General features: G+C 46.1%; 15 protein-coding genes and 1 tRNA gene. 8 read left to right on the top strand and 8 right to left on the bottom strand.

Annotation, left to right across the window (positions count from 1 at the left end; genetic code table 11):
* Positions 1–16: 16 nt before the first annotated feature.
* Positions 17–883 (top strand): hypothetical protein, encoded by an 867-nt coding sequence (locus NWE92_13265; GenBank protein ID MCW4030601.1) that lies wholly within the window; start codon positions 17–19, stop codon positions 881–883.
* Between the two features lie 76 nt (positions 884–959).
* Here the strand turns inward: NWE92_13265 and NWE92_13260 are convergent, their stop codons facing one another.
* The gene (locus NWE92_13260; GenBank protein MCW4030600.1) at positions 960–3707 is read right to left on the bottom strand and encodes a PQQ-binding-like beta-propeller repeat protein; all 2748 of its coding nucleotides are present in this window, start codon (positions 3705–3707) and stop codon (positions 960–962) included.
* A gap of 337 nt (positions 3708–4044) precedes the next feature.
* Here NWE92_13260 and NWE92_13255 point away from each other — a divergent pair, with 337 nt between their 5' ends.
* From NWE92_13255 to NWE92_13245, 3 genes are all read left to right on the top strand, one after another.
* Positions 4045–5298: a DUF2400 family protein gene (locus NWE92_13255; GenBank protein MCW4030599.1), complete on the top strand. Its 1254-nt coding sequence runs from the start codon at positions 4045–4047 to the stop codon at positions 5296–5298.
* A 74-nt stretch (positions 5299–5372) separates the two neighbouring features.
* Entirely contained in the window at positions 5373–6167 is a 795-nt protein-coding gene (locus tag NWE92_13250; protein ID MCW4030598.1) for an FkbM family methyltransferase, read from the top strand.
* Positions 6168–6227: 60 nt separating this feature from the next.
* Positions 6228–6554: a hypothetical protein gene (locus NWE92_13245; GenBank protein ID MCW4030597.1), complete on the top strand. Its 327-nt coding sequence runs from the start codon at positions 6228–6230 to the stop codon at positions 6552–6554.
* Here the strand turns inward: NWE92_13245 and NWE92_13240 are convergent.
* Positions 6542–6967 carry a Mov34/MPN/PAD-1 family protein gene (locus NWE92_13240; GenBank protein MCW4030596.1) on the bottom strand — a complete coding sequence of 142 codons (426 nt, stop codon included), beginning with the start codon at positions 6965–6967 and terminating at the stop codon, positions 6542–6544. The two genes, NWE92_13245 and NWE92_13240, sit on opposite strands and share 13 nt — an antisense overlap.
* Before the next feature lie 117 nt (positions 6968–7084).
* Here NWE92_13240 and NWE92_13235 point away from each other — a divergent pair.
* Positions 7085–7169, top strand: a tRNA-Ser gene (locus tag NWE92_13235).
* Between the two features lie 14 nt (positions 7170–7183).
* Here the strand turns inward: NWE92_13235 and NWE92_13230 are convergent.
* The 5 genes from NWE92_13230 to NWE92_13210 all read right to left on the bottom strand — a co-directional run bounded on the left by NWE92_13230 (position 7184) and on the right by NWE92_13210 (position 11734).
* A complete protein-coding gene (locus NWE92_13230; protein MCW4030595.1) occupies positions 7184–8044 on the bottom strand; it encodes a GNAT family N-acetyltransferase in 861 nt (286 codons plus the stop codon).
* Between the two features lie 31 nt (positions 8045–8075).
* Positions 8076–10169 (bottom strand): thioredoxin domain-containing protein, encoded by a 2094-nt coding sequence (locus NWE92_13225; GenBank protein ID MCW4030594.1) that lies wholly within the window; start codon positions 10167–10169, stop codon positions 8076–8078.
* A 62-nt stretch (positions 10170–10231) separates the two neighbouring features.
* Positions 10232–10873: a hypothetical protein gene (locus tag NWE92_13220; GenBank protein ID MCW4030593.1), complete on the bottom strand. Its 642-nt coding sequence runs from the start codon at positions 10871–10873 to the stop codon at positions 10232–10234.
* Positions 10874–10967: 94 nt separating this feature from the next.
* Positions 10968–11402, bottom strand: coding sequence for a hypothetical protein (locus NWE92_13215; GenBank protein ID MCW4030592.1), 435 nt, complete (start codon positions 11400–11402; stop codon positions 10968–10970).
* A gap of 29 nt (positions 11403–11431) precedes the next feature.
* Complete coding sequence (locus tag NWE92_13210; protein MCW4030591.1) at positions 11432–11734, bottom strand: winged helix-turn-helix domain-containing protein; 303 nt, start codon at positions 11732–11734, stop codon at positions 11432–11434.
* A 622-nt stretch (positions 11735–12356) separates the two neighbouring features.
* Here NWE92_13210 and NWE92_13205 point away from each other — a divergent pair.
* The 3 genes from NWE92_13205 to NWE92_13195 are packed head-to-tail and all read left to right on the top strand — an operon-like array spanning position 12357 to position 15862.
* Complete coding sequence (locus NWE92_13205; GenBank protein MCW4030590.1) at positions 12357–13820, top strand: FtsX-like permease family protein; 1464 nt, start codon at positions 12357–12359, stop codon at positions 13818–13820.
* A complete protein-coding gene (locus NWE92_13200; protein ID MCW4030589.1) occupies positions 13813–14631 on the top strand; it encodes an ATP-binding cassette domain-containing protein in 819 nt (272 codons plus the stop codon). Before NWE92_13205 ends, NWE92_13200 begins: the two co-directional genes overlap by 8 nt.
* A 10-nt stretch (positions 14632–14641) precedes the next feature.
* A complete protein-coding gene (locus NWE92_13195) occupies positions 14642–15862 on the top strand; it encodes a trypsin-like peptidase domain-containing protein (GenBank protein ID MCW4030588.1) in 1221 nt (406 codons plus the stop codon).
* 23 nt (positions 15863–15885) lie between these two features.
* Here NWE92_13195 and NWE92_13190 read toward each other — a convergent pair whose 3' ends face one another.
* Positions 15886–16572 carry a hypothetical protein gene (locus tag NWE92_13190; GenBank protein ID MCW4030587.1) on the bottom strand — a complete coding sequence of 229 codons (687 nt, stop codon included), beginning with the start codon at positions 16570–16572 and terminating at the stop codon, positions 15886–15888.
* Positions 16573–16889 lie beyond the last annotated feature (317 nt).

The following is a 16889-nucleotide window of genomic DNA, read 5'->3' as shown; positions in this document are numbered from 1 at the left end:
TAGGTGGGCAATTTTTATGCAATTTAATCCGACAAAAAAGGTGGCAATAGCCATATCCCTTGTTATCTTATTATTCATCTGCATTGTAGCCGGAAGCGCAATTTACTTGGTGGCTATCAATAACAAACCAATTACTTATGGTGAAACCTCCCCTTCGCCGCCTCCCTCTGCTACCCCCTCGGACTCGTTACCCCCCGTCACTTCACAGCCAATACTAACGCCCCCACCAGTAACTCCTTCAGCTAGTCCAACTCAACAAAGCACCCCGACACCTACTCCCTCCATAACTTCAACCCCAACTACGACTCCCACAAGTATTGACCTGCAAACAGCCATAACCCAAGGTATAGTTCAAGCAACAGTAGAAGGCATGAACCTCCAACAGATCAAGCTCAACCTAAAATCAAACACTGACCACGCATTAGAAATCACAATAAAACCGGGTACAACCTTCCTTTCTCAATCGTCAGGTGTACAAAATATGGTTTCATTGTACTCAACAACGATTTATTTGGATGCAAATGCGAACTCTTACAAGACTCTTTCCGTCGCTTGCTTAAGCATGAATTTAGAAACTCCTAGTTCTCAAAATGCATTTGCGATTGGCGAGTCAACTTCTGCTGATTTGTTAAAACTATTGAATCTGCGGGAATTCCAAGACGCAACTTTTCGTGTTAAACAATTTGCGATTTGGACGATAACAGATAACCCTACTCGTAATGGATATGTTGGGCTCACCACAGGCGGAATTGGGTCAGGTCCAAGTGATGATGAAATGCAAAAAATTTTTCAACTATTTTTGGCTGCAGGGATAAATACGCAAAATTACCGTGCGTTACAATCTTTGGTTACACCAACGCCTTTTCCGACAGCACAAACGTAGTCTTAACTTAATTAGCATCTTTTTTTGATAGATTTTTTTTTTTAAAAAAAAGAAAAGGGAAGAATTTTGGTTCTGTTTAGTGTTTTTTGTTTAGGATAAGGACAACTGCGATGGCGATTGCTACGATTATGGCGACTGCTGCTGCTGCGGTGTAGGTCATGACTGCGGAGACGATTGATGCTTCACTGTTTGAGGTTGGTGCGGGGGTTGGGGTTGATGCTTCTGAGCCTACTGTGAGGTATGAGGATGCTGATGAGCTATAGTATGAGTTAGTGCCTGCAAAGGTTGCGATGATCTGGTAGGTGCCTGGAACTTCAGGTTGATAGGCGATTGCGTAGTTGCCATAGCTGTCGCTTGTGGTGGTGCCGATGTCAATGTAGTTTCCGTTGGGGTCAATCGCGTAGAGATACACGTCGACGCCTGTTGCGTCTGTGGGTCGTGCGTCTTGTCGGTAGAGATATTCCATCCATGCTGCCATGGACTCGTCTGAGATTGCTGGAGTACCTTTCAATGCGACTGCAACGTTGCCGTTGGTGTCCATGCGTCCGGATACTGAGTCGTCTGTGACTGTGCCAGTTATTTGGATGCTTGAGCCTAAGGTGGGTACAGTGTTCATTGTTGAGAGTGTGGTGGCGCTTGCGCCTTTACCGTAGCAGTAGATTTCGTTGTCGTGGCTGTCGAGTACTAGTAGTCTTCCGTCTGCAAGGATTGGTGCGGTGCTTGGCCAACATGTTAGTGACCATACTTCGTCGCCGCTTGATGCGTTGACGCACCAGAGTTTTGCGTCGCGTCGGATGGGGTTGTTGACTGAGTGTTCGCTGGAATAGAGGTATAGTAAGCCGTCGCCTGAGAGGCAGCCAAAGTATGTTGGTGTGAAGGGGTATGATGTTTCGCCGATGCCTACGCTTTCCGCTGTCCAGTTCCATAGCAAGTTACCATTTTGGGCATTGAATGCGCGAACAACACCTGAGTAACCGCCACAGTCAATGAATTGACCATCATAGACTACAACGGTACCCATGCCGTAGTACGCGAATTGTTCTGCTGCGGGGGCTGTCCATAAAAGTGAACCATCGTCTAAGTCGTAGATGTAGTATTCTTGAGTCATTGCGTTTGTGTACCAGAAGATGCCTTCTTGGATGTTAACGCCATTGAATGCGGGGTCGTGGTTGCTGTACTGTTCACTTTGACCGTAAGAGTCGCCGACGCTTGCGGGGGCTGTGAAGTTGTATTTGTATAGAATGTCGCCTACGTTGCCGGGTGACAGGTCGATGCAGTAGACTGTGCCAGGAGTTGAGACGGTCCCGTTGTTAGCGCCTGCATAGATTACTACCATTTGCTCATCGGGTATGACTTGACGGATGCTTAAGCTGCTGCCTTGTAGGGTTATAGCGGTGCTAACATTTGCTGAGAAACCGTTTCTGCCATTGTATGTCGCGTTTAATCCCGGTCGCCACATCCATTCGACGTTGCTGCCTGTTGATGCTGTACGTTGATATTGCGGGTACATGATGGCTTGTGAAGTGTTCCAGACCTGTAGGTACCAACTGGGCGATGTTGTTGTGCCTAAGTTGACGAGGTTGTATCTTAGTATGCTTCCGTCGGTTCCGACTGCTGATGTGCCTGTTGCGCCTTGAGTTACGGTTCTGCTATCCGGTGTTGTAACGGACCATGTCGTGTTTGCTATGCTGCAAATGTATGAAGCGCTATAGTCATCGTACATATCCCATGTGTAAGACCTATCAGTGGTTGTGACCCAATAGTAGCTAAGAGTGCCGTGTTGGTTAGGCGAATCATAGACTAGCACTTGTCCAAAGGACACTTGGCCGCTGTACATACCGCCTGTACTGTAAAATCCGCCTGAGGTAACGCCTGAAACTGAGCCTGTACTGTTACTATAGTAGAGAACTTCGCCTGTGTATAAGTCATAGCAGTAGAAGCCTTCCCGTGGGTTAACATTGTCGACGACATAGACTCGACCATTCAACACTATGGATGGCCCGCCGTAGTTTTCGTATGATTGACCGCTGTAGTAAGAGTTGTCAGAACTTGAAGAGTTAACAGTTGAAACACCGCCTGCAATGCCGCCGCTGCTGTATGGTGAAGACCAAAGTATGTGTGCAGATGAGGGTCCAGTGCTGTAGGGGTTGTATTTGCCGCTGTTGCCGTACTGTACCAGTTCGCTAGCGCCTAGCCATTGTCCCATGACAACGGTTGACCAGCCTCTGTTGGTATCATATACTGGGCGTGTCCAATAATCGGTTGGCAGTGGGTTTTCTTCGTAGTTTGCTACTTGCTCGTCTGTAACTTCTAAGGTGATAGCTGCGCTATAGGCATCATTAAAGACAACACCGATTGGGTCCCACCCAGAAACAACTGAACCGGATGGCCACCAGCCGACGCCTCCTGGCGATAATTCGCCTCTGCTTGCGCCGCCATCAATGACATGTTCTTGCAGATAGGCTTGAATGGTGTAGTTTCCTGTCTGGTCGGGTGTGAATGTTGTGTATGCTCCGCCGACAGAGTCAGATTCAATGTCTGAAATGGTTACGTTTGTTCCGTCAGGTTTAATGATGTAGACATCAAAGGTCCAGCGGTCGCCGTATTCGCCGATAGCTGTAGGTGGCAGTTTATCTGCCCAGAAGGTGATAGATACTGTCTGGCCAACGCCGACTGTGGTTGGCGCAACTGCAACGTATGCCATGTTGTCGTATTCACGTAGTCTTGCCGAAGTTGTTGGTGTATATGCAAAGGAAAGGGCTATTGTCGCTATTAAGATGGTTGCAATCAAGGAAGCCATTTTTTTGTTTTTCATATTGTTCATATTTTTTCCTTCTTTTTTGAGAGCAGTATTTACCGCTCCATTAGCCCTTGCCAGCGGTGCGTTAATTAAAATTCACCCAGACATTACCCAAAACTACCCCAAATATCGCCCAGATGCTTTTTCTAGTTTTAACGCAAAAACAATGTTAAACCAAATATTTTCTCTTTAATAATTGTAATTTTCCACACACTGATCTTGTGTTTTCATTTGATGATAAAAAAGTAAAAACGCTAATCAAGGCTGACAAGCTGTTTGAGTGTTAGGTGTTCTTTCTGGAAAAACATGATAGCATGTTTTAAGTATCTTGTGCATATAGTACGATTTTGGGTAAGCGGACATGGCGGCGAGCGCTGAAGTAACTGGGCCACTATTTGATTTCATCAACAAAAACTCCAACGTCGCCGATGTTCAATGGGACCGTCGTATGAGCCCCCGTCTTCTCTTTAATCCCTACTCAGAAAAGTATGAAGAACGCAAGATTGCTGCCCACTATTTTCTGCTCTCCGCAACTATTCTTGACGACACTATAGTTGGGTATCCCGAAAACGCCCGAATGCTCCTTGCCTATCTGCATATTGCGTTAGGGAACGGTTTATTTGACATAAAAAAAGCTCACACCTTCGAAGAGGAAATTGTCAAATGCGATTTTTACAACGATTTGGGACCCAACAGAAAAGCAGCCTCCGAGAATCTTGCACAGGTAAACACGTTTGTTAAGTTTAATGCAGAACGTAACCTCTTAAAGTATGCACAGAAATTCAGTAAACCCAAAGACTTCTTGGAGGATCTTGCAAAAAATGTTCCTTCATTGCGTGGTCCTCATATGGATCGAGCATGGACCTATATGCGGTGGATGGTTCGTTCCAGTCCTGACCTCCAAATCTATGACCATCTTCTTCCCGAAGACCTCTATGTTCCCCTAACAAAAGAAAACGCCAACGTCGCCGCTGCTTTAGGTGTTATTCCTTCGGCGTCACCTTCACTTTGGCGAAACGAGCAAACTGCGGCTGAGGCACGCCAGAAAGTCACCGTTTACGCGAAAAGCCTTTTTCCCCAAGACCCCGCCAAAGTTGACTACCCATTTTTCTTGTTGGGACGCTGGCTTAAACAGAAAACACTCAACATACGCACCCTCAAATCTGCGTTAGATTTTTTGGAGCGAATGCAAAAAGTCACGGGACAATCTACAGCTTATTACCAAAAAATGAGTCGATACAAAAGCGGTTGGGAAAAGAAAACCGCTCTGACTCTTCTGCGCCTTCACATACCCTATGGGTACGAAACCATCAGTTTCCCCTTACCTAACGAGGTTTACACTCCTGACTTCATTTTGGAGAAAACTGTGGCGGGGCGGAAAATCATTCTTGAACCGCACTTTGAAATGACCAAAAAACAAGCCCGCAAATATGCCCTCTTTAAACGCACTTATGGTCACAAGTTCCTGTTGATATTGCTTCTCAAAAACGACCTTATTCCAATGTATCATCAACGCAAAATTTTAACTGACGATGTCTGTGATGACGTTTGGCCGATTGAGTTTATTCATTTGTTGGCGGAGAAGATTCGTCGGGGCACCTACGGAACCTCCTGATCTGTTTTTGATAGGCTGCTTAGGTGTTGAAAAGATTTTTATAAACAAGAATGCCATTGAAGAGGCATATGTCCTTGCATTTATCAAGGTTCTTTGCTAAGCTTCGAATCCAACTGGAAGATATCATCTGGAAAAAGAGTCTACGTAGTACGGTCGCCATCGCCTTAAACGTGTTCTACCGAAGAGGTGTTCGAATGCCAACTGCCCTCTACAATTACTTCATCAAATGCGAGGATGAACCCCGCGATTTTGCTGCGGAAGATTTTGGCGACGAAGAATTTCTATCTAAATACATGTTGCCTAAGGCAGGTAGCTGCCTTGTTGATGTGGGGGCAAGTGTCGGTTTATGGAGTGTGTGGGCTGCTAAACAGGGTCGAACAGTTTACGGTTTTGAACCAAGCCCCCTCGCTTTTGGGGTCCTAAAAAGGCGTTCCGTAGGTTATCCAAATCTTCATGTGTATCAATACGCTTTGGGCGAAAAAGATACGACTGGACGTTTGGGCGTAGCTGCTTTATCTTTAAGTGGCTCTATGGATGTTGAACTTAAAGGCTTACATAAAGGCGGAACTATCGACATTCCCGTCCGATCATTGGACAGTTTGGCTATCCCAAATATCGGCGTTTTAAAAATCGACACTGAAGGCTACGAAATCCCGATTCTAAGCGGCGCCAAAGAAACCATTGAAAAGCAGCGTCCCCGATTAATTGTAGAGGTTCACCGTGACACTGGTAGAGCTGCCAAGACTTTTCCTGAAGAACTGGAGCGTGTGAAGGCAGTTCTGCGTGAATATGGGTATAGTTGGGTTATCCATTGGCGCCCAATTAATCTACGTGAATTGCAACCTCATCTTATTGCGGAACCCAAATAGGTTACTTCGTGTTGTTTGATGGCTCAAGATAATTTTAAACCCTATATTGTCTGGCTCATTTTGAGTGGAAAAACCGAAGATGCCCTCAACGAATTAGCCAAGCATTACGATGTAAAGGTTCCTAAACTAAAAGTGGGATTGCCAAAAAAACACAAAATTACAGCGTACGGCTGCTACATCGCTCAAACCCAAACCATCTACGTCTTAAACAGCGACATAGTCATCAACCCATTTGTTATCCTCCACGAATTCTATCATCACCTGCGCAGTAAAGCTGTAGATAGAGTGCATCGGGGCACAGAGGGCAATGCTGATAGCTTTGCAGCCGATTTTTTGGCGGCTTACCAGTTGGCTGCCCTAAAAAGCAAGCAGGATTATTCCTCGTAGAACTCTTCGTCATCGCATTCAATCGGGGCTGTGATTTCGATTGGAACATTGTCGCCGTTGGAGTCGTAAGCGGCAATGCAGTTTTTGCCTTCGAAAGGAGGCCCTACTATGAGGAGAACTCGTCCAAAGAAGTAGTTCATGTCTACGTGGCTGGGCGTAATGTTGCCTGAGGGGTGAGAGTGAACGGTGCCGACTAGGGAAAAGTCGCCTGAGAACATGTAGGAGTTGAAGTGGACTTCGCCTTCGCCGTGTATGGCAAACGGCGCTAAAAGCAAGTCATTGACGATTATGTTGCCTTTGCGTTTTTTGCCGCGGAGAAGTAGGAAGCTTTCGCGGGGGTAGAGTTCTTTGGCGCCTGCATAGATTGTGTCAAGGATGTTGCTTGGAATTTGGACGACCGTGGAGTTTGGCATGTATCAAGTTTTGGGTGTGTGGGGTTATGAACCTTTTGCCTACTGCAGGTTTGGGTATTGTTGGTTGGCTGCGATAACATTTTAAGGTGCAATGGATTAGAAGTGTTGATTTGCTGTGCCGAGGTGGCAGAGTGGTTAACGCGCGGGCCTTGAGAGCCCGTGGATCTCCTGGTCCGCATGGGTTCGAATCCCATCCTCGGCGCTTCAACCTTTTAATTACCCGAGTTCGAAGCTTGTTATGCCATAGATTTTTGAAAGTGGCAAGTTAGGAGCCTCTTTTGAATACATTCGTACAGTGCTGAAGACCTGTTGCATTTGTCTTTTTTGGGCAAGCTGGGTTGCCGCCGTGTTGGGTTGGGGCACGTCTAAAAACACTACTTCGTTGGGTGCCGTTGAGGATAGGCTGTCAAAGAGCAACTCTGCAACTGTTGAGTTATCGGCGAAGAGGGGACCCACCTTGTAGCCCACCCAACACTTACGAATGACCCCGTAACCGCAGATTCTATCTGTTTTGTCATCTCTAACCAGCAGACTGTTTGCGTCTTCTTGGAATAGCCATTTCTCCAAAAAACGCTGTCTCGGAGTTGAAAAACAGAAGGTGTCATAGGCAGCGACTTCTGTGAAATCTTTTTTCTCTATTGACAAGCACCGTTTGGAGTGTTCGCCTTTTCCTTTCCCAGCATACCTTGCGTTGTTATGTGCGAAGCGGAAACCGTCTTGTTCATACTTTGATTGCATACCCACCACGCCGTCGATGCCCACGTTAACGTCTCGGTACTTTTCAGAGAGGAACTTTTGCAGCAGTAATCCAATGCCATATCCTCTGTACTCTGGTTTAACGATGTAGAGCCCTCCAAAAGCAAAATCTCCAGAATACTTAACCACAGACATGGTTCCTGCAATTTCGTGGTTGAGTTTGGCTATATAGAAGCCGTCTGGGTCTGCTGCATAGAAACATTCAGCGTCGTGGATGCCAGGGTTCCAGCCTTCCTTTGCAGCCCATTCTATTGCCACTTCGACTTCTTTGGCTGTCATATGTTCAATGGTGACTGAACTGGCGCTTTTGCTGGGTTTCATAAACCTGAATGTGGCAGAGAGTTATTTAATCTTAAACCTGTGCGGTTAAGCCGAGTTGTTGCCTCATCTTTTGGGGATCATTGGTTGGTGGCATGCAGGTTTGGCCTCGGCAGATGTAGGCGGTTGTTTTGTCCCCGATTCTTTCGTAGCCCAGACCCACGGGTTTTTCTTTTTGTGTCTGTAAGGATACGGTGAGGTTTGGCAGATAGTTTTTCCTCAAAACCTCCAGCAATGCAACGGTGCTGTCTTCTTTGGCGTCGCCGACTAAAACAACATTAACGGGCTCTATAACAAAATCCAGCCCCGCGAGCAGAAACGTGTGACCTAAGGGTTGCCCCTTAACTTCCTCAGAGAAGGCTCCAAACAGTTTATCTGCATACTGCTGAAATGAAACCTCCCCTGTTAGTGAGGATAAGCGTAGTAAATTCATTAAGGCTATGGCGTTTCCTGACGGTGCGGCTCCGTCGTAGGTTTGTTTTATTCTCGGTACGGAAGCTTCGGCGTTGCGGTCTGTTAAATAGAAGCCGCCTGCGCTTGGGTCCCAGAACTCCTCAAGCATGATCTGTGTTAACTCAACGCTTGCCTGCAAATATTTCATTTCAAACCCAGCCTCGTATAGCTCAATTAATCCAAAAACTAAACATGCATAATCATCCAAAAATCCGCCTACTGCACGTTCACCCTTCGCGTATCTGTGATATAAGCGTCCTTTGTGCGTTCGCATGTCTTTGAGTATAAAATCGGCGGCGTCTCTGGCGGCTTGCAGGTAACGTGGCTGTCCAAGTACTTGGTTTGCCCGCGCCAAGGCGGCAATCATTAAACCGTTCCAGTCTACCAGTATCTTGTCATCTTTGGCTGGATGTACCCGTTTTTCTCTAACAGCAAACAACTCGTTTGTGACTCTGCCCAGCTTAATGATAAGCTCATCAGGCGTTAACTCAAACTCGGCGGCTAAGTCCTCAATTGGTCCAGCGAGATGTAGAATGTTGTTGCCTGTCAATCTGTTTGGTGGTTCATAGAAGTTGCCTTCTGCTCTGACGTCATATAGTTTGATGGCTAATTCTGCGTCTTGGGGTGGTAGGGCTTGTTTGATTTCGTTTAGGGTCCAGAGGTAGAATTTGCCTTCTTTGCCTTCACTGTCTGCATCTTCCGCTGCATAGAAGGCTCCTTCATGCGATTTTAGGGCTCTAAGAACATACTCTAAGGTTTCTATTGCGGTGATTTTGAATTTGGGAGCTCTCGACGCTTGATAGGCCTCTAAGTAGGCTAAGGTTAAGGTGGCTTGGTCATAGAGCATCTTCTCAAAATGTGGCACCAACCATGCCGCGTCGGTGGAGTATCTGTGGAAACCTAACCCGATTTGGTCAAAAATGCCGCCTAGTCGCATTGCCCGCAACGTCTTCTCTACCATGTTCCATGCGGTTTTTTCTCCTGTTCTCCGCCAATACCTCAACAGAAACAGGAGGTTTTGTGGCGTGGGAAATTTGGGGGCTCCTCCGAATCCGCCGTTGTCTGGGTCGAAGCGTAAAAACAGTTGTTCATATGCGTTGTCTAAGTCGTTTTTGTCAAGTTGATTTTCAGAAGGCGCTTTAGCTTGCAGCGTAATTTGTCGGTTCACTTCTTTGCCGACGCCTTCCATTTCAGCTTTTTGTGTTCTCCAAATTTCGCTTATTTGAGGGATAAGACTCAGCATGCCCATGGTACCATAGCGGTTGTCTTTAGGAATGTAGCTGGCTACAAAGAAGGGGTTCTTGTCGGGCGTCAAGATAACGTTTAGGGGCCAACCGCAGTTGTGTCCCATAGCTTGGCAGACCGCCATATATGCAGCGTCGAGGTCGGGGCGTTCTTCTCTGTCCACTTTGATGCAGACGAATGCTTGGTTCATGGCTTTGGCGACTTGTTGGTCCTCAAAGCTTTCTTTTTCCATCACGTGGCACCAGTGACAGGCGGAGTAGCCTATGGAGACAAAAACGGGTTTATCTTCTGCTTTTGCTTTTTCAAATGCTTCTTGCCCCCAAGGGTACCAGTCTACTGGGTTGTAGGCGTGTTGAAGCAGGTACGGGCTTTTTTCATGGATTAACCTGTTGGGTTTATTCTCCAAGATGGGGTTCATAAAAGAAGGCATTCTCCACTATAACTCTGTGGGTGCTTCTATATTAGATGTTAGTATAAAAAAGAAAAGGTAAGTTAGTAATGGATTGTAGCTGTAGCGTTAATGGCAGTTGCGTTCGTTTGTTCAAGGTTGCCAATTATTAGATGAGTATCCGTAGGCAAAACGGCGAAGAGTGCAGTTCCGCTTTTGCCGATGGTTTGGTTATAGTTAAAGTCGATGTCTCCGAAGGAGTAGATGATTTGTGCGAATGTTGTGGTGGAGTTAGATTCGATTTCTACTGTAAAGTAACCTGCATAGAGGAGGTTCCCGCTCCAATACTCGGTTGTAGTGTTGGCGTTTTGAGTTAATGATTCGTCATTTAGGATACTTGTTTTCTGTAAATTAATGATCTGCTGATATTCTGTTTGTTCAGCGTACATAGTGGTTATGGTACTGTTGGCGCTTGATAAGTCACTTTGTAACTCTGAGATTTGCTGTCGTAAACTTGCAATTTGGGTAGTGTATGCTGAGGTATCAGATGCTGTAGCAAGTTTTTGTGTAAGGCTAGCGACTTGAGCCTGTAGCTCAGCGATTTGAGCATCTTTATTTGCTTGTTCAGTAGGCTGGTAAACTGCTATAACCCCTACTAAACCTGCTGCCAAGATAACACAGATAATGGCTAAAGCTATTACTTTGATGTCTGTTTTCTTTTTTGGGGGGCTTACGTCTTGCATCATTATTTATCGGCCGCTTCGTCTGTGTTAGCGCTTTCTGTATAAATAACTATTTCCAAATTGCCCCCTAAAAAAAGAAGTGAGAGGCAATTTTGGGCTAATATCGTATGCTCAAATACAATAGCACCAGTAAAGCAGCGCATTCAAACAGCCCTGGCAAGAATACGAACGGTCCTAAGCCAAAGGCGCGGAAACTGAACAAGCCTGAAATGAAGGGGCTGGATGCTAAATCTTTCATGAGGAAAGCGCTGGCAAAAATGATTAGGCCAACCGTGAATTGCGAACGGGTTTTGATGTAGATGTTTACGTAGTTGATTACTAGAACTAGCAGTAATGCTATGTTTATGGTAGATATGATTGTGAAGGCTATGTAGAAGTATTCGAAGTCACCGGGTACAGACCCGCCTGGGGGCAAAGCGCGATTCTGTTCAAAGGTTGGTTGATTGAGAACAACTGTAACCCAGAATGATGCGAAGATAGCAACTGCTAATAAAACGGTGATTACTAAACCAAATTTTACTCGATTACTCATTTGTTTCTCCAACTTGCTTTGCTCCTTTTTTACTTTTTCCCGATTTTCATCATAATCTCCTCAAATAAGTTGTAGTTGTCTTCCATTGTTTGTGAAAGAAAATACGTTGCGCCATATCTGTCTCCGATGGAGGTGATGATTTTGTTTTTTTCCAAAACCTCCAGATGGTGTCGCATGGTTTTGTAGTCCATCTTTAAGGTGGTTGCGAGTTGATTGGCGTTTTGCGGGGTCTCTTTGAGGGATTCAATGATTTTGGCTCGTGTCGGTCCGCCACGTGTACCTGCAATCAGCCATCCTAACAGGTATTTTAGTGAACGTGCGTTTGCCGACATGCCTTCACATCTCTATTGTGAAATTCTGTTGTCACACTATTTCCGCCTGTTGTTATAAATGTGTGCCTTGCTGCTCCTGGTGTTTTAGTTTAGGACAGAAATACGCCTCATTTTTAGGGCTAATCTTGAAAAATTCCATAATAATTTTTCAAGGTCACAGGCTTCTTAGCGGGCGGTGAAATGTCGAAATAATACACAGCTTAGGCTTAAACGTTGCCTGTATGTTTTGCTTAGCAATCATAGGGGTAACACAAATTGGCATCTGTAGCAGAAAACGTGTCACAGTAACCCCTGAGGCTTAAGAACAAAAATAGTACCTTTACACTTACCGAAAATTGACAACTTTGCCCGTTTTTCTTTAGTGCCGATGGCACCCCTTTTTTTGTTTTAGAAACAGGTAGCTTTTCGGATTTTTTGTTTGCGTTTTAGCTTTTCTTTGGATATCGAATTAGGGTATGATTTGGGTAAGATTTTGAAAAATTATTTAATAACTCATCGGGGCTAACCGTGACTAGGTAGCTGGAGGGGATTTGGACAAGTAAGGCCATAGCCCAATAACTGCCCAGTAAACCCCTTCAAGTCCCCTCCAGTTATCTTAAGCTAAAATTAAGGTGCATTATACTTGGGAATATTCAGCAGAGCATTAAGGAACCTTTCAAGACGAAAAGCAAGATCTATTCTGGTCATCGTTGCGTTAAGCATTACCTTATCTATCATGGTTTCGATTCCAGCAGGTCTTTTGGCTAATCAGGAATCAACTTCCGCAATGGCGGCTAACCTAGGAAACACAATCACTCAAACAAGTGAATCAATCAATTCGACGCTAAGTCAAATAGATGTGTCGATGTCAGGGAATTTCGCTGGCTTCGGTTTCCGACCAGAAGCCACCCCTTCGGGTAGTTCTTCTGGCGGGGGACAGTTTCCTAGTGGCGGTAGTTCCAGTTCATCAGGCTCTACCGATAATCCGGGGATACCTGATAATTTTGGCGGTTTCGGCGGCGGCATGACTGGCGGTCAATTCGGTGGACCCCAAGGCTCCGCTACACCCATGAATGCAAGCCTCTACACCGATATAGCCGAGGTTTCTGGTGTTGCCGCTGTGGAAGAGATTCTTCAAGCTTCTGAAGGTAGCCAGAATGAAACAACCACTTTTATGGGCAGAACCTTCACTACTCAAATAACCGATTACACCATTAAGGGGATCTCGCTGACTTCCGACCTCATAGCCAACTACTCAGTGTTACCCGTGGATGTTACGTCTGGGAGAAATCTGGTGGCGGGCGATAGTCAAGTTGTGCTGTTATCTCAAAACAATTCAGCTTTCTTTGATGCAGTCGTAGGCGACGACATAACAATCCTAAACGAGACTTTCACGGTTGTAGGCATCTATGAACCTACCTCAGTAACCGACCAACTGGTGCTCTACATGAATCTTGCTGATACCCAACGCATAACCAACAACACTGGCTACATAACCAGCCTCAAAGTGTTCACAACAAACAGCGACATCGTAAGCACTGTTGCGGACGACATCCAAAGTTTACACTCTGAACTAACTGTTACCACTCAGCAGGACACTTTAGACCAGCTTCAAAGACAGCAAGAAATGTACCAGACCGCCTTAGACAGCGCTGAAGAGTCCCTCGCATCCACGCAGGCAACTGCCACTCAAGAAATCATTGTGGTCGTTGCGGCGTCAAGCATGATTGTGCTCTTTGTGATGTTATACACGGTGAGGGAGCGGACAAAAGAGATTGGCACCTTAAAGGCAATCGGATTTAGCAACGGAGTCGTCATGGGTCAATTCCTCGTGGAAGGACTGGTGCTATCCGTAATTGCCGGTATAGTGGGCATCGTAATTGCCACGTTTGCGGCGCCAATGCTTTCTTCTCTGTTACTCCCAAGCGTAAGCAGCACTATGGGATTTGGAGGAGCCGCAAGAGCGGCAGCCACCGTCGTAACCATAACCCCTACTCTTATGTTGGAGGCTCTTGGATGCGCTGTGGCGTTGGGCGTCTTTGGTAGCCTGTATCCGGCTTGGAGAGCAGCAAAAATACGACCCGCGGAGGCAATGAGATATGAGTAATCAAAACCAACCTGTACTACAAATCGAAAAACTAAACAAAACCTACATGCTGGGCAAACGCCCAGTCAATGCCCTAACCGACCTAACCCTAACAGTCAACAAAGGCGAATTCATAGCTATCATGGGTCCCTCAGGCTCAGGCAAAACGACTCTGCTCAACATCATCGGATGCATCGATAAGCCTACCAGCGGAAAAATTCTCCTAGATGGCGTCGAAGTCGCAAACACACCAGAAAACAAACTCTACAAGGTTAGGCGTGACAAGATGGGTTTCATATTCCAAACGTTTAATCTCTTGCCCTATCTAAACGCTCGAGAAAACGTAGAGTTGCCCATGGAAGGTAAAACGAAATCTCGCGAAGAACGCAAAAAACGTGCAAGCGAGCTTCTGGCGTTAGTTGGGCTTGCTGGAAGAGAAAACCATCGCCCGCAACGTCTTAGTGCAGGTGAACAGCAACGAGTCGCAATCGCCCGTGCCCTATCCAACAATCCCGCAATCATTCTAGCAGATGAACCTACAGGCAACTTGGATTCAAAGAATAAGCAGGAAATCATGAAGCTGCTGGCTAACCTAAACATCACACAGGGAACCACAATCATAATGGTCTCACATGATACTGACGCTGCCCGACACACTGAACGCATGCTGCTGCTCAAAGACGGCAAAATCCTCAAAGAAAAACAAGGCACCCATCTGGCAAAGAAGAACAATAAATGCCCCAACTGTGGCGCAGCAATTCAAATCTCCGATGAAGTATGTCCTTCCTGCAAGAAGGCTCTATATGCAGCAGATGACTTCTATTCAAGTTAGGAACCGCCATATGGAGTCCCCACCCCCCTCTTTCCCTTCTCTTCCACCCCCGCCCCCACAAAAAACACGCCGAAAATACTCAGCAACAGTACTCATAAGCGTAATAGTAGTGGCGCTCTTTGCTGGCTGCTTCATCGGCTACGGCGTTACATACACCGATTTTAACAATAAACTAACGGAGTTGCAGGGGCAACTGGGGTTGGTACAAAGTGCCAGCAACAGCTCAAGCCCAACCTTCACCTTTAACGACAACGTTTCACTTTCCGCGCTATATCAGCAAGTCAAATCCTCTGTGGTTATCATCCAAGACCTAGTTCCAGCGCGGACGTTCTTTGGTGGAACGGTATATTCAATGCAGCAGGGCTCCGGCTTTATCACCAAAGTCAATAATCAAATTGTCGTCGTCACCAACAATCACGTGGTCTCTGGCTCGATTAACCAGACCGTCACGCTGGCAAACGGCGACACCTACCCTGCAACAGTTCTGGGCTCAGACCCCAAAGCTGACCTTGCAGTTTTAATCATGAACCCCATGCCAACGGGTTTGACCCCGCTTACGCTTGGCAACTCCGCGGCGCTGCAAGTTGGCGACCCAGTCGTCGCAGTCGGCTCCCCCTACGGACTATCGGGCACTTTAACCTCTGGTATCGTTAGCGCTTTAGGCAGAACAATCGTTGAATCCTCAGATTCAGGCAGAGGCAACACCCAAATCCCCAACACCATCCAGACATCCACACCCATTAACGCAGGCAACTCTGGAGGACCCCTTATCACCTACAACGGCGAAGTCGTAGGCATAACGACCGCAGGCATCAGCGACTCCGAGGGCTTAGGCTTTGCCATACCCTCCGAAACCATCATCCGCGAGTTACCCACGCTTGTATCCACTGGCTCCTATGACCAGCATCCCTCAATAAACGCTGAAGGCACCGATATGAATTACCAGATTGCGCAAGCGATGGGCGTAAGCGTCACCTACGGTTGGCTGGTGGAGAGCGCTTCAGGGCAAAATGGGCTAATAGGCGGCGACACCCGTGCAACAATTTTGGGTTCACAAATAACCATCGGCGGAGACATAATCATAGCCATCAACAACCAACGCATCACTAACACCGACGACCTCCTCGCATACCTCGAACAACACACCCTGCCTGGACAAACCGTAAACTTCACCGTGGTAAGAGACGGACAAACCCAAACGATATCCGTCGGCATCGGAACCGCCAACTAAAACTTTTTTTCATTTTATTTTTGTTACTTTTTTCCTTTGTGCTTTCTCCAAAAAACTATTAAAGCTGCACCTAAAGCGGTAAAACCAACAAATGTTCCTAATAGCAAGGATGTAGGAAATGCTGGGTTTCCGTTTTGTGCTGATTGGTTGTTGACATTAAAGTTAATGACATTTGAGTAGGTGACATTTCGGTATTCACGTATTATGGGGGAGCCTTGGAAGTTTTCTTTGGGAATATGATAGTCGCTGCTCCAGCTTACCGCGGCTATTATAGCTTGGTGACCCACGGGTAATTCGGGCAGTTTACCCGAGAGTGTTATGTTAGGGTTTTGTATTGAAAAACTTGGAACATCAACAAATTTGTCATCCTTCCATACGTATTGGTCAGGTTGGTCTATGCGCTCTCCCGCAAGGCTTATGCATTGATTATATGAAAGAACGTAACCGATGCCCAAAATTGAATTATAGCACTTTCCTTGTTGATTAACAAACCAATCGGGTGGAACCGTTATTGTCAGAACATAGGGAATTTCTGTGCCTACGTCGAAGGATTGATTGTTAATTGGTGCGTCAAGGGTGATTGTGGGTGAGGTTTTGTTTGGAGTTTGCGGTATGTCAGGGTCGACAGTTGAAGGATTCGCTAAAACACATAATGGGAGACTAACTAAAACAGTAAGCAACATGGCGCATAGCGGTATTGATTTTTTCAAGGTTTTAACAGCTTTTCTTTGTTTGGGCAATTTGTGTTATATGTTTTTCCAAGAGGGTTAGCCGCTGATAACACTCATTTGTGCCAAAGCAGAATCCCGTAGTAGACTTTTACCAGAATTTTTTGTCTCTTTATTGTTTAAAATATTAGTAGCTCAAAATTTTTTGTTTTGCCTTTTTGTGTGGGTTTGGCGGTTTAAGGGCTGCCACAAGACAACCGTAGGTGGGGGTTGCTTTTTGGGTTTGCATTGTGTTTTGGGGTCTGTTGGGGTGTGGCATAACAGAACTCCGCTACACGCTCAACATGGATGTATGTTGA

This window comes from Candidatus Bathyarchaeota archaeon (assembly GCA_026014745.1).
Taxonomy (GTDB): domain Archaea; phylum Thermoproteota; class Bathyarchaeia; order Bathyarchaeales; family Bathycorpusculaceae; genus Bathycorpusculum.
Note: the sequence above shows the minus strand (reverse complement) of the source record. Positions and strands in the feature narration are given on the sequence as shown.